The following is a 25,359-nucleotide window of genomic DNA, read 5'->3' as shown; positions in this document are numbered from 1 at the left end:
TGGGTAGATTCAATATGACGATCTAAACTAGAGAGGAAACCATGAAGAAAATCGTTCTCGCAGCCGCATTCGTCTCCGTCTCGTCTCTTTCAGCACTGGCTCAGACCGCGCCAGCCGCCAACAGCAACGGCGACACGCCGGCAGTTGCTACCCCCGACACCAAAAATCCGACGGCTCCGGTGGAAGGCGCAAACAGCTTTACTGAGGACCAGGCTAAGGATCGGATTGAAAAAGCAGGTTACACGCAGGTGAAAGATCTCAGCAAAGACGACAAAGGCGTTTGGAACGCCAAAGGCATGAAGGACGGCAAAGCCGTTTCGATCGCCCTCGATTATCAGGGCAATATTGTTGCCAAGTGAGTGCGAAACGCAAGCGCAAGGAGGTTATCATGAAAACTGTTACCGGACTTTTTGACGACTATACGGACGCCAGCTCCGCTGTCAGTGAACTCGAAGCTGTTGGTGTTCCATCTACTGATATCAGCATTGTATCCAACAATGGTGATCGACGGCACGGCGAGTCGAATGCCGCCGAAGGGGCCGGAACTGGCGCCGGGATCGGTGCTGTTGTCGGCGGGGCAGGCGGTTTGCTCACTGGTCTCGGCTTAATGGCGATTCCGGGTGTTGGCCCGGTTGTCGCCGCCGGTTGGCTTGCTGCCACCGCAGCGGGGGCCGCAGCTGGTGCGGTGGCAGGTGGGGCCGCTGGTGGAATTATCGGCGCACTGACGAGCTCCGGCGTACCAGAACGAGATGCTCATTTCTACGCCGAAGGTGTGCGCCGAGGTGGAACCCTCGTCACCGCCAAGGTGGATGAGGCACTGGCGCCAGAGGCTGAAGCTATTCTGAAGCGCTCGAATTGGGTTGATCCGACAGAACGGCGCACCGCCTACGAGAAGCAAGGATGGACCCGTTTCGACGATACACTCGCGCCCTACAATGCCGAACAAATTGAACAGGAGCGGCTTCGTTATCGCCGGAATGGGATGTGAATTTTGTATGAAGGGCGCCCCGAGGCGCCCTTCATTATACTCACGGCTTGTGGCATAATGCTATTTTATGGAACTTATGGGCGGTTTTGCGCGAACCTTATGGAACTCGACCTGGCTCCGCTGTGCCCGGCTGCGAGCGCAGCGCAGACGTCAACGGAAGCTTCTCTCGGGACAGGGTCAGGACAGTCGGATGCAAACAGTATGGGACAGACGCAAAATCAACACTCCCGCCGCACTATGGTCGTGTGCCTTTGAGCATATGACGGTCCGCATGCTCGCTATCAATCGAGAAAGCACAGTTGCCGTCGGTAGGGATCGCAGTCGCTCGCTGCGTTCAGCTACCGAATTGACGTACCTATCCCGCAGGAAGATAAGATGTTGGCGACCAATGGATTCGGCTTCCAGCAGTTGCTATTGCCTGGGGCAAACGGTCACCAAATTCACGGTTCTATCGTAACGTGCTACATTCTCCCGAGGTTCGCCTGATAAAAATCGCGGGCCGCACCGTAAAAAGTCCAGTTCGACATTAGGGCGATGAGTGCGCCGTTTTTGCAGTCGGCCGATGAAATACCCTCAACGAATCCTTGGGAGCCTCTCCCACTGGTGATACGGCGGCGGCGAAGGCAGCTGCCATTCCAATGTTGTTGCCCCGCCCCCCCAAGCATTGTCTCCAGCGAAACGCTTTTTTGCGAAGGCTTCGAAGACACCGTAGAGGAAGATCAGCACCGCGAAGGCCGAGATGTAGGAGCCGATCGAGGAAACGTAGTTCCAGCCGGCAAATGCATCCGGATAGTCGATGTAACGACGCGGCATGCCTGCGAGACCGAGGAAGTGCTGCGGGAAGAACACCAGGTTGACGCCGATGAACATGACCCAGAAGTGCAGCTTGCCGAGGAACTCGTTGTACATGTAGCCGCTCATCTTCGGGAACCAGTAGTACCAGGCAGCGAAGATGGCGAAGACGGCGCCGAGCGACAGAACGTAGTGGAAGTGAGCCACGACGTAGTAGGTGTCATGCAGCGAGCGGTCGAGACCAGCATTTGCCAGCTGAACGCCGGTGACGCCACCGACCGTGAACAGGAAGATGAAGCCGATCGCCCAGACCATCGGCGTGCGGAACTCGATCGAGCCACCCCACATCGTTGCGATCCAGGAGAAGATCTTCACGCCCGTCGGAACGGCGATGACCATCGTCGCGAAGACGAAGTAGCGCTGTGCGTCGAGCGACAGGCCGACCGTGTACATGTGGTGAGCCCAGACGACGAAGCCGACGGCACCGATGGCGACCATGGCGTAGGCCATGCCGAGGTAACCGAAGATCGGCTTGCGCGAGAAGGTCGAGATGATGTGACTGACGATGCCGAAGCCCGGCAGGATCAGGATGTAGACTTCCGGGTGACCGAAGAACCAGAACAGGTGCTGGTAGAGGATCGGGTCACCGCCGCCTTCCGGCGCGAAGAAGGTCGTGCCGAAGTTACGGTCGGTCAGCACCATGGTGATGGCGCCAGCCAGAACCGGCAGCGAGAGAAGCAGCAGGAAGGCCGTGATCAGAACAGCCCAGGCGAAGAGCGGCATCTTGTGCAGCGTCATGCCCGGTGCGCGCATGTTCAGGATCGTGGTGATGAAGTTGATCGCGCCGAGGATCGACGAGGCACCCGAAATATGTACAGCGAAGATTATCAAATCTACCGCGGGCCCAGGGTGTCCAACACTCGACAAAGGAGGGTAAAGCGTCCACCCGGTACCCGACCCGTAGGCTCCTGCCGGGCCTTCGACGAACATCGACAGCACGAGCAGCAGGAAGGCCGGAACGATCAGCCAGAAGGAGATGTTGTTCAGACGCGGGAACGCCATATCCGGGGCACCGATCATGATCGGAACCATCCAGTTGGCGAAGCCGCCGATCATCGCCGGCATGACCATGAAGAAGATCATGATGAGGGCGTGAGCGGTGGTGAAGACGTTGAACATGTGTTTGCCACCGTCGATCGCGGCGTCACCTTCGAAGCCGTAAACCATCGAGGCCAGACCGTTGAAGATTTGGATGCCGGGCTCCTGGAGTTCCATTCTAATGGCGATCGAGAGAGCGCCTCCGACGATACCAGCAACGATAGCGAAGATCAGGTATAGAGTTCCGATGTCTTTGTGGTTCGTCGAGAAAAACCACCGATTGACGAAGGAGGGCTTGTGCGGATGCTCATGAACTCCGTTTGGGACGCTTGCGTCGGAATGAGACATCTCTAATCTCCAGAAAAGTACCGGGTGCGAACCTAACTATGGGGAGCTTGTCACTCGACCGCACCTGCAGATATAGGAAAATTATCGCATACCGATAGTTTTCCGTAAAGCCATATTCCGGGTGACTGCGGTAAACCTAAATCCCGATCGCTCTGGAGGTTGCTACCAAAAACCCCTCTCCATTTTTTCTCGGTCAATCTGACGTCTCTTCGTGCTCTTCCCCCGTAATGACCTTAAGTAAAGCAAGGAACCGTTTCCGAAGACATCCGGGGGTTTCTCTAAACGCTCTCAATAATCGTACCTCCCGACTACTGGTCACAGCCATCGCCTTTGCACCAAGCCTGACGTCCACCTCAGATGGCACTGGTTGGTCGAAAAAGTACTGGAGCGGGACTTTGAAAAACTTGGAAACCGAGAACAACATCGCCGCGCACTCGGTTTGTGCCGTTCTCGTACTTCTGCACTTGCTGAAATGTGATCCCAAGTTCTTGGGCTAAGTCACTTTGAGACCAACCAAGACTCAACCTCGCTGATTTAACGCGAGCGCCAATGAACTTGTCGATGTCTGTAAGTCGGCGAGTTCGCGCAGCTTTTTCGGAGACGATCACAGGCGTCCCCCCAATACATTATGCGTGCGTCACCCTAATCGCATCGTCACGGGCTGTGTGCAAGCAAATGTCGGTACGGGTTCGATCCGGACCGTTACGTGGACGAATGCGTTCAAGCGATTTTTTTGCACTTAACCGACAATTATCCTCGGTTGTCTTTCGCCAAACGAGCGAGCAAAGTCGTTTTAAAACAGGCCGTTCCGAAGGAGCTAGCCATGTATGCGCAAGACGTAATGACCACCCGCATTATCTCCGTGAGACCAAAAACGACCATTCGGGAAGTGGCGAACCTGCTGGTGTTACACAAGATCAGTGCCGTCCCCGTGATTTCATTCGGGCGGCTGCTGGGTGCGGTCGGAGAGAACGATCTTCTGCACCGTGTTGAAATCTCAACAGAGAACCACATTCGGACTTGGTGGCGCGATCTATTTACAACATCAACGGCCATCGCAAGAGACTACGTAAAATGTCATTCCTCCTACGTGGAAGACGTGATGAACATCAATGTGACGACGGTGTCCTCCACGACCACCCTCGCAGACATTGCTGATCTTCTGGAAGCGGGACGAGTGAAATGGTTGCCCGTCCTCGAAAACAACCGCGTTACAGGCATCGTCACGAGAAGCGATCTGGTGCGCGCGCTTGCTTCCAAGCCGGTGCTGAATCGTTCATTCATGCGCGCTGACTCGACGATCCAAGACGATGTCATCAGCTCCCTGCGAGATGCAAACTGGACGATTTCCGGAAGCACTCGGGTCAAGGTCAGCGATGGCATTGTGTTGCTCGAGGGCACATATCGTTGCGAAGCGGAACGCAAGGCCAGCGCAATATTGGCGGAAAACATTCGGGGGGTTCGGCATGTCGACGATCGCCGCGAATTCCTGGACCTCAGTTTCGCGGCCTTTTGATGAAAGGGCAATAAAATGGAAACTTTAAACATCGACGTCTTCTTCGATTTCCGTTCCCATCGTGCACGGGCTTGTTGGAGCAGCCAGGAAAGGGTTCTGCCCGGCGAATACCGAGATCACGAGGCAGCTAGGCGGGCGGCCCTCAAGCTCGTAAGGAAGACGCTTGCACGCGATCGAAAACGCATTGGGAGTCCCGAGATCAGGGTGTGGTTGCGTTAGCCTTTATCGGAGCGAAGGTTTTGCATTCGATGGAGCGCGATAGGTGAAGGCCTACGGAAGGTCATGATCTCGTGAAGGATGGCATTCTCATTCGTGATAACCGCCTGCCATTGACGGTTTCCGAACACGAAAGAGATACGACGAGTGCCTTCATCGTCGCCCACACCATTCTCCACACGGCCCACTATAAAGCCCTCGCGCATATAGCGGCGAAATTCACCTTCCGAAATTCCAAACCGGTCGGAAACAACGTTTCCGTCTATAATCGGGTCGTCGGCTTTATGGTACTTTCCCTCGACCATTCTGAACGCGGACCTCCTCTTACGACGAGCGACAAACATAAGATCACATTCTTTCTGCGAGAACAATATGACGGGTTTGTTCTGTCGACAAGATGGTAGGTTGAGGCTATGCATGGAAGTCACGGACTGATTGACAAGCTTTATCGCCGGCGTGAGAGCCTCCAAGCCGCGCTTGATTGGCGCGAATCCCTTCACTCGTCCAGCGACGAGGATGCAGGAGACGGTACCGAGACGGAATTACGCGATGAGATAAAAGACATCCAACTGGAGATCGCAACTATCGAACGCCGACTAGCACATAGACATTAGTGGAGGACGTCATCTTGGCTTCAGTGATAAATGATTCCGAGCCAAACGAGTTCTCGTCTCCAGCTTGCTCGCTCCACGAGGTGAGTTCGTCCTACATGGGATCGGATAAGAACGGCGATGCTATCACCGATGTCGCTGTATGGCGAAAGGCGGAGCGGGTTCGACTGATAGAGGCGAGGAAAAGCCTTTCGCGAGAGGACCGAGAGCGTTGCACGTTTGCCATTGCGACCGCGCTAGACGAGATTTTTCCCGAGATCGATGGTAGGATTGTCAGCTTATACTGGCCGTTCCGGGGCGAACCGGATTTAAGAGCATGGATGGCAGCCGCAGTCCTACGCGGCGCGACCTGTGCCTTGCCTATTGTCGTCGGAAAGGAAAAGGCGCTTGCCTTCCGGACGTGGAACACCGGAGAGGCTCTGACGAGAGGCGTTTGGGATATTCCTATCCCCACCGGGGGAAAGGAAGTTCGTCCAGACCTCATCATAGCGCCCTTAGTCGGCTTCGACACATCCTGCTATCGACTTGGATACGGGGGTGGCTATTATGACAGAACGCTGGCGGGTATCACCCGACCCATGGCTGTGGGCGTCGGCTTTGAACATCAAAAACTTAAAACGATCCATCCATTGAAGCACGACATTCCGATGGACATGATAGTGACCGACGTAGGGGTCCGCGTCCGGTGATGGAGGCTCTGGGACCGCATTTGCTGTCAACCGGCCCGATGTTTCTGATGCCCGCACTACTGTTGGCAAGCATCGCTCTCAGTTGGAACGCCTTTCTCTTGATGTTCGAACCCGTGAAGGCTGGACACCAGGCTAGGATTGTCATCATCAACTTCGCAGCATCGATCGCGGTCAGCGCGAGCGGATTACTATTTGTGAACTGCGGCGTCTGGTTGGGGAGCGGATTGTTTGTTACCGCCCTTGGCCTGGCCAACTCGCTCCGACGATATCGAGAGCGGGGCTCGCTGGTTTCCGTTTCCGCGATATTCTTTTGTCTGTATCTGATCACCGCGAACTGACTGCTTCCTATTTGCTAGGCCGCTTTGGTCGTTGTGGATGCCTTAGGCCGTTCGGGGACTTCGTCGATTCCCACGGTATCAATCACCGCTGCACACCAATTTTGACCGCGATCGTTTTGCTCCCTTCGAAAGATCCAGCGGTCCAGTCGTTTATCCGACGACCAGCTATGTTCGGTGCCGTCGGGTCTATGCACCGTCTCAGTCTTAACGCCAACGAAAATGACGGTGATTTCAGAGCAATCGGCAAGGTTTCTTGCATCGGTGATGCAGGCGCTTGTAGTCTCGCTCAAAGCGATATCCAACGTTTCTTGCCGCAAATTTCTTTCGTCAATGGCTTTGCAGAAAGCGTCGAAGACTTCTGATGTCATCAAAGGGCGCAATCCGTCCTTGTCGCCTCGGGCGAAATCTTGGAGTATGAGGCTGCGTGCCTCACGTGCGCCATACAGAAAATCACTCTCCGAAAAGTGTTCGCCGCGCTTCTCAAGCATATCGCGGGTAAACGCTTTGAGTTTACAATCCGCGTCTGGCGGCTCGCTCTCGTCGCCTCTATGACTAAAGGCGGGAGCGGCAAGATTGAAAATCATCCAGTAGAAGACGAGAGTTGCTACGAGAGTTATACTGTCGCTGGGAGTGTTGTGCATGGTGGCCTCCTTCGTTGCTGGCAGGCCATTGGTTTTTTTGTGCTACGATGCCAAGGAAACAGTTTCCAGGTTCCGCTTCATAAACTCGCGGACCATGACCTTGAGAAGAACCTCTCCCCTATTTGATGATTGAGCAAACTGATTTAAATGCTAGTCTCAAGCAAAATTATTGCTTGAAAGGAATACGGCAATGGACGTCGACCGGGCGCGAACCTTCCTTGAGATCATCAATACCGGAAGTTTCTGGAAAGCTGCTGAACGGTTGAACGTCACGCAGACCACCGTCAGTGCCCGCATCAAGACACTTGAGGAAACCCTTGGGCGGCAGTTGTTCACGCGAAATCGAAATGGTGCCCAACTCACCCCTGCGGGGCGCGAATTCGAGAAATATGCAGCCTCGTTCCTTCAGGTCTGGGAGCGCGCCCGTCATCAGCTTTCTCTTCCTGAAGGCCAGACCAGCTTGGTAGCGCTCGGTGGAGAGCTAAGTCTGTGGGACCCTTTGCTCCTGGATTGGTTGATCCAAATGAAACATATGGCACCCCACGTCTCCCTTCAGGCACACGTCGGAGTACCTGAGCACCTGATGGAGCAACTGCGCACTGGGACACTCGACATTGCCGTCCTGTACGCTCCCAGACTTCTTCCCGGATACAAAGTCGAGCTCGTCGAGGAGGAACACTTGGTTCTTGTACGAAGCACGGTCGACAAGGCAGCGACAACCGGTGTCGCCGAGTTTGTTCACGTGGATTGGGGGCCAATGTTTTCATCCCACCTGGAAGCGGTCTCAGGTAGCCGGGGAGACCCCGGCTTGATGGTCGGCCTCGGCCCGCTCGGCCTGAATTACATCCTTCGGGTCGGCGGCACAGGCTATTTCAGAAAGGGCGCGGTGGCCCGGCTCATTGAGCAGGGCAGATTGGAGCAGATTGAAGGAGCTCCGGAATTTTCATATCCTGCTTACGCGGTCTACCCGGAAGCATCTGAAGACAACGTCGATATACAAACCGCTATCATGGCTCTTAAAGGCGTGTCGGATCTTGCCGGCTGACATCGCGCCTCCCACTTCATGTTCCCTTTTACCGAATTAACGTCTCTTGTCATTCATTTTTCAAGAACTATAGTGCCTGTGATGCGAGCAGTCGCAGCTTGTTATGAGGCATGCCAAAAGTGTTATTCGAAGCCCTCCTTTCCAATCTTATTCAGATCGGAACTCTTGATGTCACCCTTCCCAACGGCACCCGCAAGCAATTTGGTTCCGGGCGCGAGCCGAGAGCATCACTCGTCATTAGGACCCGGCGCGCAATGCGACGGCTTACCTTCAATCCAGCGCTAGCCCTTGGCGAAACGTACATGGACGGCGATATAACGCCCGGATCGGGAACACTGTTCGAAGTACTGGATATTCTAACCCTCAACTGGATGGAGGGAGGGCAACATTTCTTCGACAAGGCGTTCGAGAAATTTCGCTGGGTAAGGCGCTGGATCGACCAGCTCAATTCGATAAGCGCCTCACGACGAAACGTAGCTCATCACTACGATCTCGATGGCCGCGTCTATTCACTGATGCTGGATGAGGACATGCAGTATTCGTGTGCCTATTTTCCGAGAGGAGACGAAACGCTTGAGGAAGCGCAACTCAAGAAAAAGATTCACATAGCCGCAAAGCTGAAACTTGATCAGCCCGGCCTGGAGGTTGTCGATGTCGGATGCGGTTGGGGAGGCATGGCGCTGTTCCTCGCGCGGGAATACGGTGCTCGTGTTACTGGTTTGACGTTGTCGACCGAGCAATTGAATGTTGCGAGAAAGCGAGCACATGAAGCCGGCCTCGCCGATAGAGTAACATTTCAGCTTCTTGATTACCGGAACTGGACGGGTCAGGTTGACCGCGTCGTTTCCGTGGGAATGTTCGAGCACGTAGGCATTGATCACTACCGAACTTTCTTTGACAAAATTTACTCTATGCTGAGGCCTAACGGCGTTGCCTTAATTCACGCGATCGGGCGCGCAGACGGCCCTGGCAGTACAAATCCATGGATCGCTAAATACATTTTCCCGGGTGGTTATTCGCCGGCAATCTCGGAGGTCCTATCCGTCGTCGAAAAATCGGGCCTATGGGCAACGGATGTCGAGATATTGCGCCTTCATTACGCAAAAACGCTCGCGCTATGGAGGGAAAAATTCGAACAAAATCGGGCGGCACTAGCCAATATCTATGACGAACGGTTTTGCAGGATGTTCGAGTTTTATCTGGTAGCCTCAGAGCTCGCATTCCGTCGGGCCGGGCATATGAATTGGCAGGTGCAGCTGACACGTGACATCGCGACATTGCCGCTTTCCCGCGATTACATCTTCGAAGAAGAGAAACGGATTTCCATGCCGCTTCCGCACCAGCTCGGACAGCCCATGGTATCAAACCAGAACATGCCAGCCGACGAGCGCGTCGGCAACACAGGAGCTTGAAAATGACTCTTCGACTTGGACAGACAGCGCCGGACTTTCAACAGGACAGCACCCAAGGTATGATTAACTTCCATGAGTGGCTGAGAGGCTCATGGGGCATCCTATTTAGCCACCCCAAAAACTTTACGCCCGTTTGCACAACCGAACTGGCGGAAGTCGCGCGGCTCAAGCCGGAGTGGGACAAACGGGGGGTTAAGCCTATCGGGTTGTCGGTAGATGATTTGGATGCTCACGAGAGCTGGGAGCGCGACATCGCCGAGACGCAGGGTCACGCGCTCAACTTCCCTATGATCGCCGACGTCGATAAAAAAGTCGCGGAACTTTACGGCATGATCCATCTGGAGACCGATCCGACTGTGACCGTACGAGCGGTTTATGTCATCGATCCTCAAAAGAAAGTCCGCTTGACTTTAACCTACCCGCCGAGCGCCGGACGAAATTTTGTCGAAATCCTTCGTGCCATCGACAGCCTCCAACTCACCGACGCCCAGAAGGTCTCGACGCCTGTCAACTGGGAGCCCGGTCAGGAGGTGATTATTTCGCCATTACTGACCAAAGAGCAGGCCGAAAGTCTCTTTCCTCAAGGCTGGCGTGAGCTGCGTCCGTATTTGCGCATGGTAAAACTCTAAGAATCCGAGGGAGCCGGACGGTTCGTATCATGCCGGAAAACAAGGACAACAAGACCGTAGCCGTCTCCAACGGTATCGCCGCCGACACCGTCTTCGGCGCGGTAACACCGCCACTCTATCTCTCGAGCAATTACGCTTTCCAGCAATTCGAAGCCGCCCAGCAATATGAGTATTCGAGGACTTCTAACCCGACGCGTGAACTCTTGGCGGACACCGTCGCAAAACTTGAGGGCGGCGTCGCCGCGGTCGTCACAGCTTCCGGCATGGCGGCACTGCATCTGGTTCTCAGCTCTCTGGCAGTCGGCGATCGCGTCCTGGCTCCCCATGATTGCTATGGCGGCACTCACCGTTTGCTGACATCTCTACGAGACAAGGGACAGCTCGCCCCAGACTTCGTCGACCAAAGCGATCCAGCAGCTCTTGGTTCAGCCTTCTATAAAAAACCGGCATTGGTACTCGTGGAGACGCCGAGCAATCCACTGATGCGCGTCGTCGACATTCGCACGATAGCGCGCCTTGCAAAGGAAGCCGGAGCGAAACTCGCGGTGGACAACACCTTTCTTTCGCCCGCACTACAGCAACCGATCGAGCTCGGCGCAGATATGGTCATCCACTCGACCACCAAATATCTCAACGGGCACTCGGATGTTGTCGGAGGTATAGTGGTTTCCGCATCACCGGATGACGACGAGAAACTCAAATCCTGGGCAAACCTTATCGGTGTTACGGGTTCGCCCTTCGACGCTTACCAAAGACTGCGCGGTGTAAGGACGCTCTTCGCGAGGATAGAGAGGCAGCAACGAACGGCCGGCCTGATCGCAACAATGCTAAGCCGCCGGAAAGAAGTTAGCCGCGTCTATTATCCCGGACTGCCTTCGGACCCAGGGCACGCGCTTGCGTCGAAACAGCAAAAGGGTTTCGGCGCAATGCTGAGCTTCGAACTCGACGGCGGCATAGGAGCAGTGCGAAATTTCGTGCGGGGCCTCAAGATTATTACTCTGGCGGAATCACTCGGCGGTGTGGAAAGCTTGATCGCACATCCGTCCACTATGACCCATGCCGGAATGGGCAACGAGGCGCGCCAAGTCGCCGGAATACGAGACGGTCTTCTCAGGATGTCTGTTGGGCTTGAAGCCGAGATGGATTTGCTTGGTGAGCTTTCCGATTGCCTTGACAATCTTTGAAAGAGGTATTTCAGCAGTCCTGCAGATGTTGCAGGAGCAGGATCAACTCAGGGGCCATCTCCTTGATTTCCGTCATATGCGTTGCGCTCAGCCTAAGCATGATCTCCTGTGATTTGTCGGTCAGCTCGAGGTATTGCCGCCTCTTGTCCACGGGATCTACCTTGCGATCCACGAGGCCGTTTTTGGCCAGACGGTTGACGAGTTCGGTCGCAGTATGAGGCGCGATCAGCAATCGTCCCGCCAAAAGGCCGATTGTCATCGGCTCCGGGCCTGGATGCCCCTTTATAGCAAGCAAAGCCTGATGTTGCTGCGAAGGAAGCCCCTCCTCCTGCGCGGCCGAGGCGCTGAATTCCGAAAATTTGCGCAATGCGAACCGGAGCGTCGCCAGCGTCTGATAATCGGCGGCGCTCAATGTTTTTTTACCGCGGGTCATCCGTCCTCGTGTTGCCTTGTCTCGTTATGAACGGACGATTACGCCATCCAGGCGATCTTTTCCAGCTTTCGGCGGTCCTGCAGGGCTCGAAGCGCAAGCATGAGCTTTGGTGCCATCTCACGAATTTCGTGAAGGTGCACGCCGCTCAAGCCTTCGAGAATTTTCTCCGCTTTCGCAGTCAGCGCCAAAGTCTGCTTCCGGCCATCAGACTTCACTGCCTGCCGCTCCACCAGACCCTCTTCCTCCAATCGATCGACCAGGCCAGTCGCTGTCTGTGGTGCCACCAACAGACGATCGGCGAGCATTCCAATCGACATCCGTTGAGATCCGGAAAGGCCTTTGATCGCAAGGAGCGCCTGATGCTGCTGTGGCGTCAAACTGAGTTTTTGGACCTCATAGGAACTGAAATCGGTGAACCGTCGAAGCTCGTAACGCAGGTTTGCCAACGCCTCGTAGTCTCCGGGTGAAAGGAGCTCTGTATCGTGTTGCGTCATTTTGCACTCCACTCTGAATTCCAATTGCTTTGTATCGTAACACGATATATGTGCGTGCCAAGAACGAACTTCATTCTGGAGAAAGAATTGCCAATACCCCCTCCCCCACGAAATTATCCGCAGCACGATTTTACCGGCGGCCTCGCACGACGCGAAGCTGGCGACTTCACGACCGATCGGCGCGTTCTGCTACTCATCGGCATGGCTGTGATCGTGGGTTCCGGCGGCGCTATGGCGGCATGGGTTCTCGTGAGCCTTATATCTCTGGTGACGAACCTGGTCTGGTTCGGACAATGGAGCATTACACCGTCGTCTCTTGCGGCGGCGGCGCGCTCGCCTTGGATGGTCGCTGCGCCAGTCCTCGGTGGGTTGGCCATAGGTCTGATGGCGCGCTTCGGATCGGAAAAAATCAGGGGTCACGGGATTCCGGAAGCAATCGAAGCGATCCTCATTGGCGGCAGCCGCATGTCGCCGAAGGTCGCTCTCCTGAAACCGCTGTCCTCCGCCATCTCCATTGGCACAGGCGGACCATTTGGTGCGGAAGGCCCGATCATCATGACCGGCGGGGCAATTGGTTCGCTGTTTGCCCAGTTCTTTCACATGAGTGCGGCAGAGCGTAAAACGTTGCTGGTCGCTGGCGCGGCAGCGGGAATGACCGCGATATTCGGCTCGCCGATCGCGGCGGTCATGCTCGCGGTCGAACTGCTGCTATTCGAGTGGAAGCCCCGCAGTTTCATCCCCGTCGCAGTTGCCGCCGCCGTTTCTGTGTGCTGGCGTCCGTTCATCTTCGCCGACGGCCCACTGTTTCCCACGCAGTTCCATGTTCATCTCGCATGGTGGGGTATCCTGCTCTGTGTCGTGATGGGAATTGTATCGGGCCTTCAGTCCGGCCTGCTGACCACCCTGCTATACAAGATCGAAGACGCGTTCGAAAAACTTCCGTTTCACTGGATGTGGTGGCCGGCCGTTGGCGGTCTCGTCGTCGGGTTGGGCGGACTGATCGAGCCAAGAGCACTCGGTGTCGGCTACGACATCATTTCCGATCTTCTCAGCAATCACATCGTGGCCAAGGCCGTTATAGCCATTCTCCTGGTTAAGGCAGGCATTTGGCTAGTGGCGTTGTCCTCCGGAACGTCTGGCGGCGTTCTAGCGCCCCTTTTGATCCTGGGCGGTGCGCTGGGGTGGATCGTCGGACTTGCTTTTCCAGGCGAGCCCGGTTTCTGGGCTCTACTCGGCATGGCGGCGATGATGGGCGGAACGATGCGCGCGCCCCTGACCGGAGCGTTCTTCGCTTTTGAGATCACTGGCGACGCAAGTGTCATGGTGCCACTTCTTGTTGCGACGGTATCTGCCTACGCGGTCACCGTTCTGTTGTTGCGCCGCTCGATCCTCACCGAGAAGATCGCGCGCCGCGGTCAGCACATCACGCGGGAATACGGCATCGATCCATTTGAGCTGACCCGTGCAGCCGAAATCATGATCGAGCGTGTCGACACCTTCTCAGCCAAGATGACGGTGGCGGAAGCCTGCGTGTTTTTCGCCGGACAGGAAAAGACGCATCGCGTCTATCCTGTGACGACTGACGACGGGCGGTTCGAAGGCGTGGTTACCCGTGGAGACGTTCTCGGCTGGCAAAGCAACCCTGAGCTCGGCAGCCAAACGCTCGGTGAGCGGGTATCAGACGCCTCGCTTCCTGTTGGACATCCCGATGACACAGTCGGCTTCATCGCCGACCTAATGCTCTCAACTGATAGTGCGCGGATACCGATAGTCCATCCTGAGAGCGGGAAGCTTCTTGGCCTCATCGCCAGAAAGGATCTCCTGCGATTGAGAAGCTCGCTGAGGACGAGCGAGCTTGAACGCCGGCCATATCTTGGAGCCAGGAATCAAGAGCCCGCGCGATAGCGTCCAGAAAGGGCTGCGCGACGCATCATGCGCCGCGCAGCCAAGCAGCGTGATGGAGATCTCAGTGCTAGACCATTTGTTTCAAAAAAACCGACTTTGGGCGCAGGGCAGACTGGAACAGGACCCCGCGTACTTCAAAAAGCTCGCTGCGATACAAAGACCTCAATATCTTTGGATCGGCTGTTCAGACAGTCGAGTTCCCGCCAATGTCATCACCGGACTGGAGCCGGGCGAGGTATTCGTGCACCGCAACGTCGCAAACCTCGTTCACCCGAGTGACCTGAATCTACTTTCGGTGCTGGAATTCGCGATCGAGACGCTGAAGATCGAGCATATCATCGTGTGCGGGCATCATGGGTGTGGCGGCATCAGGGGCGCAGTCGACGGCAGGTCACATGGCATCATCGACCACTGGCTGCAACCCATCCGTGACGTCGCAAGCAGGACATTCGAATGCAAAGATTGTCTCATTGAAGACGACGAGGGGCTCAACAAGCTCTGCGAGGCGTCGGTGATTGATCAGGTCGCAAAGCTTGCGCGGACCCCGATAATCCGCAAAGCTTGGGATCACGGAGCGCGGCTTCGCATCCACGGATGGGTTTACAGCCTGAGCGATGGTATTCTGACGGATCTCGACTCCAGTCAGGGTACGACACGTCATAGAAAATAACATCAAGCGAAGGACTTCGCTATCACGCCGCCTTTTGTTGTGTGGTCTTGTCTGTGGGCAGCAAACGGGCAACCGCGCTCAACAGGTCTGTCTGCGAAATCAGTCCTATAACGTGACGCTCTTCGTCGACCACAATAACGGCATGGCTCTCGCCATCGGTTAGTGTTGGTAGAACGGACATCGCGGGGTCGCGCTCGTTTGCGGTCGCAGCCACACGTACCTTGGTGATCGCATGGCCGTCCTCAAGCAACTCCCGCAGTCCCACGGTGCCGACCAGCTTGTCGAGCTCGTCCTTCACCGGGAGGGTTCGAATGTTATGCTTCAGAAGGAGGCCACGCGCGGCCGATGGGTCAGCGTTAAGATCGATCGAGATTACATCGCGGGACATAATGTCTCCGCAGCTTATCTCACCATGCGACCTTATAGCGGCCTGGAACTCGACTTGACGCAACAGCCGCGAAAGGTCGTCGCGATCAATGTCGAACGTTTCTTCAAGCGTGTCTAAGGCCGCATCAAGGTCCTCTTCGCGGAATCCCACGCGAAGCGAGGACGGGCGGTCCCGCGTGTTGTGAAGGTTTTCCGCCGCATTTTGCGCTACATGCGGATAGTTACGGCGCGATAGTTTGTGAAAAACCAGTCCGAGGCCGACGAGAATGCACGAGTTTAAGGCCACAGGGATGAACGGGAAAAGGAAGCCCCATCCAGCAACAACCGGTCCACCAAGCACGGCGGTCAAGGCGGCCGCCCCGCCCGGCGGGTGAAGGCTTTTGGTGAAAGACATGGCTGCGATCGCCAGCGCGACGCCGACGCCCGTGGCGATGATGGGGTCGCTGATGAAATAAGCTGCGGCCATCCCCATAAACGCCGAGATTGTGTTGCCGCCAATGATCGACCAGGGTTGTGCAAGCGGACTTGATGGCACCGCGAAAAGCAGTACAGCCGAAGCCCCCATGGGGGCAACGATGAACGGCAAATGAGGACCCGCTCCGAAAAAGTAGCCACTGACCAGGCCCGTCAATCCAATGCAGATAAGTGCTCCCAAGCATCCGACCATTCGTTCGCGAAGCGTCGCGCCAGCGAGGATTGGCTGAAAGATCCTGTAACGCGGGCGAAGTTCGCCGCCACTGTGCAGTGGTGTTTGGGGCATAGGGTGTCTCTCGGGAGGTTAGGTGCTATGATGTCTATTGATGTCTCGGGTGCTCGAAAGCACCTTTTCAAAGGCAGCCAGCGATTGGGGCTGATGATCTTTGCGCGAAACCAGGATGGTTTCGATCGCGCCTAGGGAGATCGGCATCGTGCTGGCAGCATGAGGCATGAGATCGTAGACGGATCGTGGCATCACGCCGGCTATGTCCCCTGTCGAGATGCTGGCCATTATTGCGTGGTAGGAGCCGTGCTCGATGGTGCGAACACTGGAGTGTTCAAGCCACCGTTCGGCAGCCCGGCGATAGGTACATCCGGGCTCCAGTGCTGCAACGCCTGATACACGCAGGTCACTCGCGTTTTTTATCGGCTTATGTCCAAGAGGCAGCACTACCAGCAGATCTTCCGAGAAAACGGATCTCGCGTCCAGCTTCGAAACATCCTTTTCGAAAGCAATTGCATCCGCGACCTGCTTGGGCGGCCGCGCTACTAAAGCGCAATCGAGCGTCCCCCGGACAACTTCAGACAGCAACTCTTGGGACGCGCCAAGCTTCAGCTGGAGGGAAACTTCCGGCCACATCCGATTGAACTCGGCAAGCGCAGTGGGGAGCCGACTCGCCGCGGTGCTTTCCATCGTACCCACTCGCAATTCTCCGCTCGGAGCAAAAGGCCCAACGGCCTGTCTGGCTTCGAGCGCGAGAGCGAGGAGGCGAGTGGCGTACTTTGAGAACACCTCGCCCTTCGCCGTTAGCGTCATCTTCTTACCGTCACGGCTGAAAAGAGAAGCGCCGAGGTCTTCTTCGAGTTGCTGGACACGCGTGGTGACGTTCGAGGGAACACGACCGAGCTCTGCCGCAGCCCTGGTGACGCTCGACTCTCGTGCCACGGCGAGAAAGATTTCGATTGACGAGAGGTCCAAATATTTGATCTCTATCTCGGAACGGTTCCAATGGATGGTTCTCCATTACAGAAAGAACCAGGGTTGCTCAAGGGCTTTTTTGGAGGGGCCGCCATGGATGTGAGATCGGAAAGGGATGCTTGGCGATTATGGTATGCATGGTATCCAGTGAGACCTCAGGACGACGGGGTACATTGGCTTGAGGTTATTTGGCGGCGTCGACTAAGTCGATGGCCGATCCCCTATGAGTTTCGGACATTCAGAAGGTCTGTAGACAAGGCGCGCGAGGCGGCAAGGCGTGAAATTTGAAATTCCGGACGATGCAAACCCGTGGCGATCAATGTCAGTCGCCATTCCTGGCCCGCTGCCATCTCCCTCTAGGCGGCGGGCCATTTCCTAATCGAAAACACGCATGCCGAGACAATACATCGCGTTTGACATGATATCACCGGTGCTGCGCATGGATCAGTTACCGGCAAATTCCTTGACAGTCAAATGTCGAAACCGATCGTTGGACGCAGTTCTGACATCGTCACGCTTGAGATTTCCATCCAGCGATCATCACTTTCCAACCGACACAACCTTCAAGGTATGCGTCGTTCCGTCGCGAGCTACCCAGCTTATGGATTGTGCTTTCGATAGTCCAAGCAACGCTACCCCGATTGGCGTCAGGATTGAAATTCGGTTTTCCTCAATATTGGCTTCGCCCGGATATACGAGCGTCACATTCCGAGGTTCGCTCGTCCCGGTCCGGTATGTGGCTGTTGATCCCATCTGGATCGTCCGCTGAGCCGCCGCATCATCGACTACGACAGTTGCTCTCTCGAGTTCAGCCATGAGTTCATCTCCGACGGCCATATCTTTGTCCATCGAAGCCTGCGCCAGAGCCGTAAGGCGTCCATAGTCGGCTTGTCTGACGAGAATAACTGGCTTGTTCGAAGTTAGCGTGCTTTTAGTCACGAGCGCCTCCATTTTCACGGTTCTACAACCGCGGCAGAAAAATTGGAAAGGTGGAAGTCGCGCAAGAACGTGAAACAGACCCGTCGCCCGGGGCGCGACGGCAACCGGGAGCGGGCTACGATCCTGCGATCGGGCACAAGCGGAAGGGCACGGACTGTTCCAACTTTGACATCTCAGCAGCATCGCTTCGCCTACCAGCGATGTCAAGCACTCAAGGTTCCCGAGAACCGCAAATGTACCGAACCGACCGCGATCATGAGACGCCTAAAATCATCTGCGCCGCTCCGGGATATGACTACAATCGGGCTCCGCCTTCACTCCGTCACACCCCGGCGCGAGTCTCATCCTGATTGACGCTGAATCTCACCTAGATTGCCGCTGTGCAGACGTGATCACCTGAATTGGATGCTTCGTCATATGACTACTCTTAGTGTTACCATTAGGACTGGCAGTCAGCAGGACGTCAGCGCAAGACGGCCTTCACCGTGGGCTTACGACACTCGCTACAACGAGCTTTTCTGAAATTACCTGACTGCTGTCAAACCCGAAGCGGCGAGAAATCTGCAAACAGAGTCATGGTTCAACAGCCGAGCATACTAAGCAATTGGCTGAGGCAAAAAATGGGTAGTGGCAAGCGCTAGGCAGAGCAGCATTGCGATTGATACGCAGCCGGCAATGAGCACACGTCCACCGGACGCCATCACACTGCGCAAGTCGACCGAAAGCCCAAGGGCAGCCATCGATACAGTTGTGAGAGCTGTAGAAGCTGTTCTGAAGGAGCTAACTGCCACATCCGGGATGAGGCCGATGGAACGGCAAGCAATCATGGCAACAAAGCCAACGATAAACCACGGCACTAAATGTCCCATCTTCATTCGAACTGATCCGCGGCGGCCCGACTTCAGACCAAGCAAAACAATAACCGTCCAAGCATAAGAACGCGGACCAATTTTACCAGTGTACCGATTTGAGTGCTCACCGTTCCGACAGGGACTGTCGCGGCGAGGACTTGTGGGACCGCATAAACTGTTAGCCCAGCGATGACTCCATATTGCCACTGTGTCACGCCTAGGATTTTGAATGCGGCCGGCAGCAGTAAAACCACCGCAACACCTAACACCGCAGTGAAGGCGATAGAGGATGCGACATCTTCCGAAGAGGCGTCGATTACCGGAGCTGCAGCGACAATCGCGGAATTGCCGCAGATCGAATTGCCGCATGATACAAGCGTCGCAAGCCTGTCATCCAGTCCAAAGGCGCGCCCGATAGCATAACTCAGGCCCAAGGACGCCACAACAACCGCAACAATCGATCCAAACAACAGAGGACCCGCCGCAGATATCGCTGACGCGCCTATAGTTCCGCCCAACAGCACGATGGCGACCTCAAGCAGGATCTTTGACGAAAATCCGATGCCGAGCATATATTGCTTCGGCAGTGCGAAGGTTGTGCGCAGCAGCGTGCCGAGTACAATCGCGAGAACCAACCCATCGACCCAGGTCTCCCCGAACAACCACATCTCCAACCGCTCCCCGCCGTAGGCGGCAATCGATATTGCCGCGGCGAGTGTGATCCCGGGAATGACTTCCAAAACTTCTGTGTCACGCGACATTTATGTGCTCCACATTGGCGGAAAGAGAGAATACTTCTCCTAATCTTTGATATCCATCTGATGTTTGTTGGTGCTTCATTCGGAAAGTTTGAACGATGACCCTAGAACAGCTTAGAGTGTTCATCGCAGTTGCGGAGCGACAGCATCTTACGAAGGCTGCCGAGGCCATTAACCTCACCCCATCAGCGGTGAGCGCGTCGATTAAAAGCCTCGAAGATTCAAGCGGCGTGCAGCTCTTCGACAGGGTTGGCCGAGGAATCCAACTCACGGCAAACGGCCGGGCGTTCCTCAAAGAGGCGCGAGAAACAGTATCGCGAGCATCCGCCGCAGCGCGCTTTCTTTCGGATCTAGCCGGACTTCACCGCGGCCACCTCGAGATCCAGGCCAGCCAAACCATTGTGAACTACTGGCTTCCACAAAGAGTGATGCGCTTCCGCGAGAGGTACCCCGCCATCACCGTCGGTGTTGAGATGGGAAACACGGTTAGTGTAGCAGAGGCTGTTATTTCCGGAGACGCGGAACTCGGTTTTATCGAAGGCGAATTCGAGCATCCGCTGCTCTCGTCCAAAGTAATCGCAGAAGACCAGATGCTGGTCTTCACTATGTCGGGTTGGATAGATTCCACGATAAGGGCAGAAGATATTAATCGATACCCGTGGGTTACCCGAGAGCGAGGATCCGGCACGCGCTCCTTTTTCGAGACATCTATACAGCACCTAGGCTTCGCCGCCGAAAGTTTAAATGTCGTCTTGACGCATCCGTCCAATGAGGCCGTTTTGAGCGCTGTCAGGGGCGGCGGGTGCGTAGCGTGCTTGTCTCAGGCTGTGGTGGAGCCGTTCTTAGCAAGCGGCGAGATGATAAGGCTCCCTCTTGACCTTCCTCCACGGTGCTTTTCCATCTTACGGCACAGGGACAGAGCATTGTCCGCAGCGGCCGCAGAATTCAATGCCTCATGTCATGCCGAGACAGATGGATGACACACCCCCACGTCATAGTAGGAGGAGATTGCAGCGAGTTCCGACGACTTGATGGTTCGTTTTTCGAGCGCCGCGTGGGAGTAAGGGCAGCCGGGTTTTGAAGGCTCGGGCTTGGCTCCGAGCTCGGCTTTGCTTTTAGCAACGCAACTATCTCGCGGGGGGCGCTGGCTCATGAACGTGCAGCAGAGCTCAGACGCCCACCGGGGCCGGTGAAGGCGCTTGCAAGTTTGGCAATAGCTTGCCGAGCAGCGGATGGAACAGGGATTTGCGCGGGTGCGATCGCCGGGTGGGGGTACGAAGCTTCCCCCTCCGCGGACCCTAGTTGGAACTGCCCAACGACCTGCCGCAGCATCCCGGCTTCAGCTGCAAGTGTCGCGCCGGCTGCACTTGCCTCTTCCACCATAGCGGCGTTCTTCTGAGTAACCTGATCCATTTGATTAACGGCCGTGTTGACTTCACTCAGTCCTATGGATTGCTCGCGAGCGGATGTGGCGATCGAAGCCATGTGGGTGTTGATCGCCACAATGAATGTCTCGATCTGCCTCAGCGCCTCGCCGGTTTCGCTGACAAGCTTGACCCCTGTTTTTACCTCAGCTGCCGACTGCTCTATCAATCCTTTGATTTCTCGTGCGGCGTTGGCGGACCGCTGGGCAAGCTCCCTCACCTCCTGAGCGACAACGGCAAAGCCTTTGCCTGCGTCACCTGCACGAGCCGCTTCTACACCAGCGTTCAGGGCGAGCAAATTAGTCTGGAACGCTATGTCATCGATAACGCCGATAATGTTTGCTATTTGGCCGGAGGAGTTCTCGATCCGTCCCATTGCTGTCACTGCACTGGCAACAATGCCTCCCGATCGACGAGCGCTTTCATTTGCCTCACTCGCCAAGCCGCGAGCTTCTTCTGCCCGCTTGGTTGAGTTAGCAACATTAGTGGTAATCTGATCCAGGGCAGCGGCGGTTTCCTCAAGCGAGGCAGCTTGTTGTTCCGTTCGTCTTGAAAGGTCCTCGGCGCTGGTGCTGATCTCTCGCGATCCACCATCGATGGCATTGGTAGAACGAGCAACCGTCGAGAGCGTCGCGCGAAGCTGGCTCATAGCACTGTTGAAGTCGGTTCGCAGCCCCTCGAAATCAGCCGCGAAAGCCGTATCTAGCTCGAACGTCAGATTGCCTGCGGCCAGCTGACGAAGGCCTTCTGCTAGGCCCTGCGTGGCCTGCAACATCTCCATGGCACGCACACGGTCTTGCTCTGCCAAGTTTCGACGCTGTTCTTCACTGTGATTGCGCTGGTTCGTGGCCTCTTGCTCAAGCCTGCCATTTTCAATCGCATTCTTGCGGAAGACGTCCACTGCTCCAGCCATTGCGCCAATCTCCGTATGGAGCCCTAGCCCGGGTATCTGCGTGTCAAGCCGCCCTTCCGCCAAACCACGCATCGCGCTTGCCATGTCCAGAACCTGACGGGAGATCGACCGGCCAATCGATGTCGAGAGAAACAGGAGTAGAAGTATCATTGCGCTAACGGTGATACCGGCAAGCCAAAGCGCTTCCTTGGCACTTGCGGCCCCGGCCGCTTCTTGAGCGATCTTCACTGCCGCGGCGCGATCGTGGAACTGCTGCACAAGAGGTTCGACAACCGCGAACGCCTCCGAAACGCTCTTTCTTGCGACCGTTTCATCGCTGGCCGCCGCAACATAATCGTGAAAAGATGTCCTGTATGAGCTCAAGGTCCGCAGAGCTTCGTCCTTCGCAGATTGCCCGCCAAAGGCCTGCGGCGCGAGCGACGCCAGGTGCTGGGCTTCAGCATCGTGGGCCGCAGCGTATTTCGGATCGCGACGCATGATGAAATCTTTTTCGTGGCGCCGCAGCATAAGCATCGAGATCTGCGTATCGGCATCTCCACCCGCTTGAAGCTTTGTCTCCAGTTTATGGACGGCTTCCCGCATGGCGCCCTCCAACCCCAGGGACGGGTCCAGACCGAGCCTGATGTTCGTCGCGACAAGCGTCTTGAAGCGATTGTTGTATTCAGCATAAGTGCCCGCCACCTTGTCGAGAAGTTCACGAAGGTCGCGGTCGTCTACCGACTTCTGGAGAGACTGGATTGTATTCAACAACTCGGCCGAAGCAGCGTCGTGCTTTTGTATCGAGAGTTGATCCTTTCGCAGAAGGAAGTCCTTTTCGTGCCGGCGAACCTGCAAGAACATCCCGTCTAGTTCGGACATCGTAAGATTGAGCGCGTCGATCCGCGTCGTCTTGTCCTCGTAAAAATGCTCAGTCGACCGCTCGGTTATGAATATCGCGCAAACTGATAGAAGCGACACGACGGCAAGAAGTGTTAAGAACACAGTCCTGTGGGCTATCTTAATCCTGCCAAGCATCGCGAGCTCCCTATCGGCATAATTGCAGCGATGAGGCTAGATGACGATGACTTAAACTGGTCTTAAAACTCCTTGGAAAAGCCCCGGGTCAGACTTTGGTCCGATGCTTTCAAGTAGTAAAGGTAGGTTATTCTCTCCCACGCGCAACGAATGCGCGAGTACCCAGGTATTTTTTCGGACAGTTTCCACCAGGCCGGCTGACTTCAGCCCGCGCTTCAGCCCATTTTTAGTTCGCAACCGACTATTGCCGTGCCGCGGATAGGCGTTATGTCGGCTCAACAAATTGCTCACATTCTCGGTTTTTCGATGCGAAAAAAAATACGTTGGCTCGCGCTTTTGATCTTAGCCGGAACGATTCCTGTGCTTATCGCTGCCGCTATCATGGCGCATTTCTACATCAGCGAGAAGAAAGTTAGTTTTGATGACGAGTTGAAGGAAAGTGCGAAGTCGCTGTCAGTGGCGATCGCCCGTGAGCTTGAATCCCAAAAGGCGTTGCTCTCGATTATTTCGGATACGCCTCGTCTTGATCCGCCGATACAGCCGGGAAACTTCGAAGAATTGGCTCGCCGGTTCCGCATGCGATTGCCGCTTTGGGAAATGTTGCACGTCGCTGATTTGCAGGGAAATATTGTCCTGTCCGAGCCCGCGTCAAATTTGGACCCGCCCAGAACCACGGTCCGCGATATTGATAGCCTCCAACTCGCGTTCAAAAGCGGCGCGCCTGTGGTCGGCAATGTGTTCCGTACCAGCAAAGAAATGGCCGCTTTTCCGATACGCATACTGGTAAAGCGAAAGAAGGCAGTGTTCGTGCTCAGTGCGCTGGTGCGTGCGGATGCCATCGGCGCCGTCGTCTATCAAAACATCGACCCGGCGCTATCGAGTGTCTGGGTTACAGACGAGAAGGGCGGGCTTGTTGCGGCGACCCGTGCCTCGCCGTCTGCGGTCGGTGACCCGGCAAAGGATTTCGCAGCATTGAAGACGACTGCGAACGGAGAGGCAACCGATCAGTCTTTGGCAGATGGCGAAGAAGTCCGCATAGCTGCTCTTCCAATTTCAGGGACGGGCTGGAAAGTCCACGTCGCAATCCCGATCGCCGTTTACCAACGGGTCGTTCGTGAGGGCTATGAACTTGTTGCGGCGGCGGTGGCAGCCATTACCGCCCTGTGTATCGCGGCAGGAATCCTGCTCCAGCGAGAGCTCGAAGCCCGTCGTCGTCAAGAGGCTTCGATGGCCATCATGCAGCGCATGGACGCGCTGGGGAAATTGACGGGCGGCGTGGCACACGACTTCAACAACCTGCTGATGGTGTTCCAGGCCGGGATCAACGGACTGCAAAGAAGGCGGCTCGACGAGACCAAGTTCGCGACCACGATCGATCTCATGGCCGATGGCGTTGCACGCGGAAAGGCCATTACCGAGAGATTGCTCTCGTTTACGCGTCGTTCGACGCAGCAGGCTGAGACCCTGTACATTCAGCATCGTGTTTCTGAGCTTGAGGAACTTGTCCGCCAGGCTGTCAATGACAGGATAATTGTGGAAATTGACCTAGATCCTGACCTATGGCCGATCACGGTCGATCGCCAGGGCCTGGAGGTCGCTATCGTCAATATCGCCACAAACGCAAAAGAAGCGATGCCAGACGGAGGAAAACTGGTCATTCGCGGACGAAATATACCGCAACCCTCGGGAATGGCCCGATCGATGCGTGAGGGTGCGGTTTCGTTAAGCCTTATAGACAACGGTCAGGGCATTCCGGCTGACCGCATTGATCGGGTCTTTGAGCCGTTCTACACGACGAAGGGTCCGAAATCGAACGGTCTAGGACTCAGCCAGGTTTATGGCTTTGCCCAGAGAACCGGTGCAGACGTCCGTGTGAATAGCGTGGAGGGTCATGGTGCCGAGGTGATGCTCGTCTTTCCCCGCGCCAAAGCCCTGGCTGATGTCTCTCTGGAGATATCGCATCGGCCTTCTCTTCCGCGTCGCGTGTTGGTAGTTGACGATACCGCAGCTTCGCTTGACGCCTGCAAGTTGGCACTAGAGGTGGAAGGCGTTCAAGTGGTGACCGCAACTGGTGGCGCCGAGGCGTTGGTTATATTGCGTCAAAACCCCAATCTGAAGCATGTTCTTTCCGATGTCATGATGCCCCAGATGTCCGGGCTTCAACTTGCAGACCATCTCAAAGCCGATCATCCCGATGTCTCTATCGTCCTGATGACTGGCTACAGTGACGCCCTGGAGGGTGGCTTGCAGACGGAAACACCTGTTGTGAGAAAGCCATTTGCGGTAGAGGAGCTTGGCCCCGCCTTTGCTGCAGCAGACAAGCTGAACGAGAGTGCGAAGAAGATCATCCCGCTGCATCCGAGTTAAGAACGTGTCGCATGGCAGAGGC

23 protein-coding genes and 1 pseudogene are annotated in these 25,359 nt (G+C 55.8%); 13 read left to right on the top strand and 11 right to left on the bottom strand.

Features of this window, described 5'->3' with window-relative positions:
- The first annotated feature begins 41 nt into the window (after positions 1 to 41).
- Complete coding sequence (locus ACODR6_RS12160; protein WP_203431478.1) at positions 42 to 359, top strand: PepSY domain-containing protein; 318 nt, start codon at positions 42 to 44, stop codon at positions 357 to 359.
- Positions 360 to 388: 29 nt separating this feature from the next.
- On the top strand, positions 389 to 988 hold the full coding sequence (locus ACODR6_RS12155) for a general stress protein (RefSeq protein WP_489022561.1): 600 nt from the start codon (positions 389 to 391) through the stop codon (positions 986 to 988).
- Between the two features lie 573 nt (positions 989 to 1,561).
- Here the strand turns inward: ACODR6_RS12155 and ctaD are convergent.
- Together ctaD and ACODR6_RS12145 are read right to left on the bottom strand one after the other, a co-directional pair.
- The gene (gene ctaD, locus ACODR6_RS12150; RefSeq protein WP_203431477.1) at positions 1,562 to 3,226 is read right to left on the bottom strand and encodes a cytochrome c oxidase subunit I; all 1,665 of its coding nucleotides are present in this window, start codon (positions 3,224 to 3,226) and stop codon (positions 1,562 to 1,564) included.
- Between the two features lie 353 nt (positions 3,227 to 3,579).
- Positions 3,580 to 3,834, bottom strand: a complete 255-nt coding sequence (locus ACODR6_RS12145) for a helix-turn-helix domain-containing protein (protein ID WP_246777723.1) — start codon at positions 3,832 to 3,834, stop codon at positions 3,580 to 3,582.
- 215 nt (positions 3,835 to 4,049) lie between these two features.
- Between ACODR6_RS12145 and ACODR6_RS12140 the strand changes: the two genes are divergently transcribed.
- Positions 4,050 to 4,742, top strand: a complete 693-nt coding sequence (locus tag ACODR6_RS12140) for a CBS domain-containing protein (RefSeq protein ID WP_203431476.1) — start codon at positions 4,050 to 4,052, stop codon at positions 4,740 to 4,742.
- A 215-nt stretch (positions 4,743 to 4,957) separates the two neighbouring features.
- Here ACODR6_RS12140 and ACODR6_RS12135 read toward each other — a convergent pair whose 3' ends face one another.
- Entirely contained in the window at positions 4,958 to 5,263 is a 306-nt protein-coding gene (locus ACODR6_RS12135) for a DUF6522 family protein (protein ID WP_203431475.1), read from the bottom strand.
- Positions 5,264 to 5,595: 332 nt separating this feature from the next.
- Between ACODR6_RS12135 and ACODR6_RS12130 the strand changes: the two genes are divergently transcribed.
- Positions 5,596 to 6,258, top strand: a complete 663-nt coding sequence (locus tag ACODR6_RS12130) for a 5-formyltetrahydrofolate cyclo-ligase (RefSeq protein WP_489022580.1) — start codon at positions 5,596 to 5,598, stop codon at positions 6,256 to 6,258.
- Positions 6,255 to 6,596, top strand: coding sequence for a hypothetical protein (locus ACODR6_RS12125; RefSeq protein WP_203431474.1), 342 nt, complete (start codon positions 6,255 to 6,257; stop codon positions 6,594 to 6,596). Before ACODR6_RS12130 ends, ACODR6_RS12125 begins: the two co-directional genes overlap by 4 nt.
- A 14-nt stretch (positions 6,597 to 6,610) precedes the next feature.
- Here ACODR6_RS12125 and ACODR6_RS12120 read toward each other — a convergent pair whose 3' ends face one another.
- Positions 6,611 to 7,237 (bottom strand): Tim44/TimA family putative adaptor protein, encoded by a 627-nt coding sequence (locus ACODR6_RS12120; protein WP_203431473.1) that lies wholly within the window; start codon positions 7,235 to 7,237, stop codon positions 6,611 to 6,613.
- Positions 7,238 to 7,427: 190 nt separating this feature from the next.
- Here ACODR6_RS12120 and ACODR6_RS12115 point away from each other — a divergent pair, with 190 nt between their 5' ends.
- From ACODR6_RS12115 to metB, 4 genes are all read left to right on the top strand, one after another.
- A complete protein-coding gene (locus tag ACODR6_RS12115; RefSeq protein WP_203431472.1) occupies positions 7,428 to 8,282 on the top strand; it encodes a LysR family transcriptional regulator in 855 nt (284 codons plus the stop codon).
- Between the two features lie 110 nt (positions 8,283 to 8,392).
- Complete coding sequence (locus ACODR6_RS12110; RefSeq protein ID WP_203431471.1) at positions 8,393 to 9,694, top strand: SAM-dependent methyltransferase; 1,302 nt, start codon at positions 8,393 to 8,395, stop codon at positions 9,692 to 9,694.
- 2 nt (positions 9,695 to 9,696) lie between these two features.
- Entirely contained in the window at positions 9,697 to 10,323 is a 627-nt protein-coding gene (locus tag ACODR6_RS12105) for a peroxiredoxin (protein WP_203431470.1), read from the top strand.
- Between the two features lie 29 nt (positions 10,324 to 10,352).
- Positions 10,353 to 11,507 carry a cystathionine gamma-synthase gene (gene metB / locus ACODR6_RS12100; RefSeq protein ID WP_203431469.1) on the top strand — a complete coding sequence of 385 codons (1,155 nt, stop codon included), beginning with the start codon at positions 10,353 to 10,355 and terminating at the stop codon, positions 11,505 to 11,507.
- A 10-nt stretch (positions 11,508 to 11,517) separates the two neighbouring features.
- Here metB and ACODR6_RS12095 read toward each other — a convergent pair whose 3' ends face one another.
- The gene (locus tag ACODR6_RS12095) at positions 11,518 to 11,940 is read right to left on the bottom strand and encodes a MarR family winged helix-turn-helix transcriptional regulator (protein ID WP_203431468.1); all 423 of its coding nucleotides are present in this window, start codon (positions 11,938 to 11,940) and stop codon (positions 11,518 to 11,520) included.
- 38 nt (positions 11,941 to 11,978) lie between these two features.
- Positions 11,979 to 12,434 carry a MarR family winged helix-turn-helix transcriptional regulator gene (locus ACODR6_RS12090; protein ID WP_203431467.1) on the bottom strand — a complete coding sequence of 152 codons (456 nt, stop codon included), beginning with the start codon at positions 12,432 to 12,434 and terminating at the stop codon, positions 11,979 to 11,981.
- Positions 12,435 to 12,527: 93 nt separating this feature from the next.
- Here ACODR6_RS12090 and ACODR6_RS12085 point away from each other — a divergent pair, with 93 nt between their 5' ends.
- A complete protein-coding gene (locus ACODR6_RS12085) occupies positions 12,528 to 14,339 on the top strand; it encodes a chloride channel protein (protein WP_489022579.1) in 1,812 nt (603 codons plus the stop codon).
- A 52-nt stretch (positions 14,340 to 14,391) separates the two neighbouring features.
- Positions 14,392 to 15,009 (top strand): carbonic anhydrase, encoded by a 618-nt coding sequence (locus ACODR6_RS12080; protein WP_203431608.1) that lies wholly within the window; start codon positions 14,392 to 14,394, stop codon positions 15,007 to 15,009.
- 22 nt (positions 15,010 to 15,031) lie between these two features.
- Here ACODR6_RS12080 and ACODR6_RS12075 read toward each other — a convergent pair whose 3' ends face one another.
- The 4 genes and pseudogenes from ACODR6_RS12075 to ACODR6_RS12060 all read right to left on the bottom strand — a co-directional run bounded on the left by ACODR6_RS12075 (position 15,032) and on the right by ACODR6_RS12060 (position 19,622).
- A complete protein-coding gene (locus ACODR6_RS12075) occupies positions 15,032 to 16,156 on the bottom strand; it encodes an HPP family protein (protein ID WP_203431466.1) in 1,125 nt (374 codons plus the stop codon).
- An 18-nt stretch (positions 16,157 to 16,174) separates the two neighbouring features.
- Positions 16,175 to 17,071, bottom strand: a complete 897-nt coding sequence (locus tag ACODR6_RS12070) for a LysR family transcriptional regulator (RefSeq protein ID WP_203431465.1) — start codon at positions 17,069 to 17,071, stop codon at positions 16,175 to 16,177.
- A 540-nt stretch (positions 17,072 to 17,611) separates the two neighbouring features.
- Positions 17,612 to 18,010 carry a nucleoside diphosphate kinase regulator gene (rnk, locus tag ACODR6_RS12065; RefSeq protein WP_203431464.1) on the bottom strand — a complete coding sequence of 133 codons (399 nt, stop codon included), beginning with the start codon at positions 18,008 to 18,010 and terminating at the stop codon, positions 17,612 to 17,614.
- A gap of 596 nt (positions 18,011 to 18,606) precedes the next feature.
- Positions 18,607 to 19,622, bottom strand: a pseudogene (locus tag ACODR6_RS12060) (YeiH family protein).
- Positions 19,623 to 19,717: 95 nt separating this feature from the next.
- Between ACODR6_RS12060 and ACODR6_RS12055 the strand changes: the two are divergent.
- Positions 19,718 to 20,599 carry a LysR substrate-binding domain-containing protein gene (locus ACODR6_RS12055; RefSeq protein WP_203431463.1) on the top strand — a complete coding sequence of 294 codons (882 nt, stop codon included), beginning with the start codon at positions 19,718 to 19,720 and terminating at the stop codon, positions 20,597 to 20,599.
- Positions 20,600 to 20,768: 169 nt separating this feature from the next.
- Here the strand turns inward: ACODR6_RS12055 and ACODR6_RS12050 are convergent, their stop codons facing one another.
- Positions 20,769 to 22,970: a methyl-accepting chemotaxis protein gene (locus ACODR6_RS12050; RefSeq protein ID WP_246777721.1), complete on the bottom strand. Its 2,202-nt coding sequence runs from the start codon at positions 22,968 to 22,970 to the stop codon at positions 20,769 to 20,771.
- A 267-nt stretch (positions 22,971 to 23,237) separates the two neighbouring features.
- Between ACODR6_RS12050 and ACODR6_RS12045 the strand changes: the two genes are divergently transcribed.
- On the top strand, positions 23,238 to 25,337 hold the full coding sequence (locus ACODR6_RS12045; protein ID WP_203431462.1) for an ATP-binding protein: 2,100 nt from the start codon (positions 23,238 to 23,240) through the stop codon (positions 25,335 to 25,337).
- Positions 25,338 to 25,359: the final 22 nt, after the last annotated feature.

The sequence above is a fragment of the Rhizobium sp. FG96 genome, assembly GCF_057808655.1.
This window is presented reverse-complemented; position numbering and strand designations above follow the sequence as displayed.

What these genes read in the sequence shown, in the direction of transcription:
- ACODR6_RS12160 (WP_203431478.1), top strand. Translation starts at nt 42, where the DNA reads ATGAAGAAAATCGTTCTCGCAGCCGCATTCGTCTCCGTCTCGTCTCTT.
- ACODR6_RS12155 (WP_489022561.1), top strand. Translation starts at nt 389, where the DNA reads ATGAAAACTGTTACCGGACTTTTTGACGACTATACGGACGCCAGCTCC.
- ctaD (WP_203431477.1), bottom strand. Translation starts at nt 3,226, where the DNA reads ATGTCTCATTCCGACGCAAGCGTCCCAAACGGAGTTCATGAGCATCCG.
- ACODR6_RS12140 (WP_203431476.1), top strand. Translation starts at nt 4,050, where the DNA reads ATGTATGCGCAAGACGTAATGACCACCCGCATTATCTCCGTGAGACCA.
- ACODR6_RS12135 (WP_203431475.1), bottom strand. Translation starts at nt 5,263, where the DNA reads ATGGTCGAGGGAAAGTACCATAAAGCCGACGACCCGATTATAGACGGA.
- ACODR6_RS12120 (WP_203431473.1), bottom strand. Translation starts at nt 7,237, where the DNA reads ATGCACAACACTCCCAGCGACAGTATAACTCTCGTAGCAACTCTCGTC.
- ACODR6_RS12115 (WP_203431472.1), top strand. Translation starts at nt 7,428, where the DNA reads ATGGACGTCGACCGGGCGCGAACCTTCCTTGAGATCATCAATACCGGA.
- ACODR6_RS12110 (WP_203431471.1), top strand. Translation starts at nt 8,393, where the DNA reads ATGCCAAAAGTGTTATTCGAAGCCCTCCTTTCCAATCTTATTCAGATC.
- ACODR6_RS12105 (WP_203431470.1), top strand. Translation starts at nt 9,697, where the DNA reads ATGACTCTTCGACTTGGACAGACAGCGCCGGACTTTCAACAGGACAGC.
- metB (WP_203431469.1), top strand. Translation starts at nt 10,353, where the DNA reads ATGCCGGAAAACAAGGACAACAAGACCGTAGCCGTCTCCAACGGTATC.
- ACODR6_RS12095 (WP_203431468.1), bottom strand. Translation starts at nt 11,940, where the DNA reads ATGACCCGCGGTAAAAAAACATTGAGCGCCGCCGATTATCAGACGCTG.
- ACODR6_RS12090 (WP_203431467.1), bottom strand. Translation starts at nt 12,434, where the DNA reads ATGACGCAACACGATACAGAGCTCCTTTCACCCGGAGACTACGAGGCG.
- ACODR6_RS12080 (WP_203431608.1), top strand. Translation starts at nt 14,392, where the DNA reads ATGGAGATCTCAGTGCTAGACCATTTGTTTCAAAAAAACCGACTTTGG.
- ACODR6_RS12075 (WP_203431466.1), bottom strand. Translation starts at nt 16,156, where the DNA reads ATGCCCCAAACACCACTGCACAGTGGCGGCGAACTTCGCCCGCGTTAC.
- ACODR6_RS12055 (WP_203431463.1), top strand. Translation starts at nt 19,718, where the DNA reads ATGACCCTAGAACAGCTTAGAGTGTTCATCGCAGTTGCGGAGCGACAG.
- ACODR6_RS12050 (WP_246777721.1), bottom strand. Translation starts at nt 22,970, where the DNA reads ATGCTTGGCAGGATTAAGATAGCCCACAGGACTGTGTTCTTAACACTT.
- ACODR6_RS12045 (WP_203431462.1), top strand. Translation starts at nt 23,238, where the DNA reads ATGTCGGCTCAACAAATTGCTCACATTCTCGGTTTTTCGATGCGAAAA.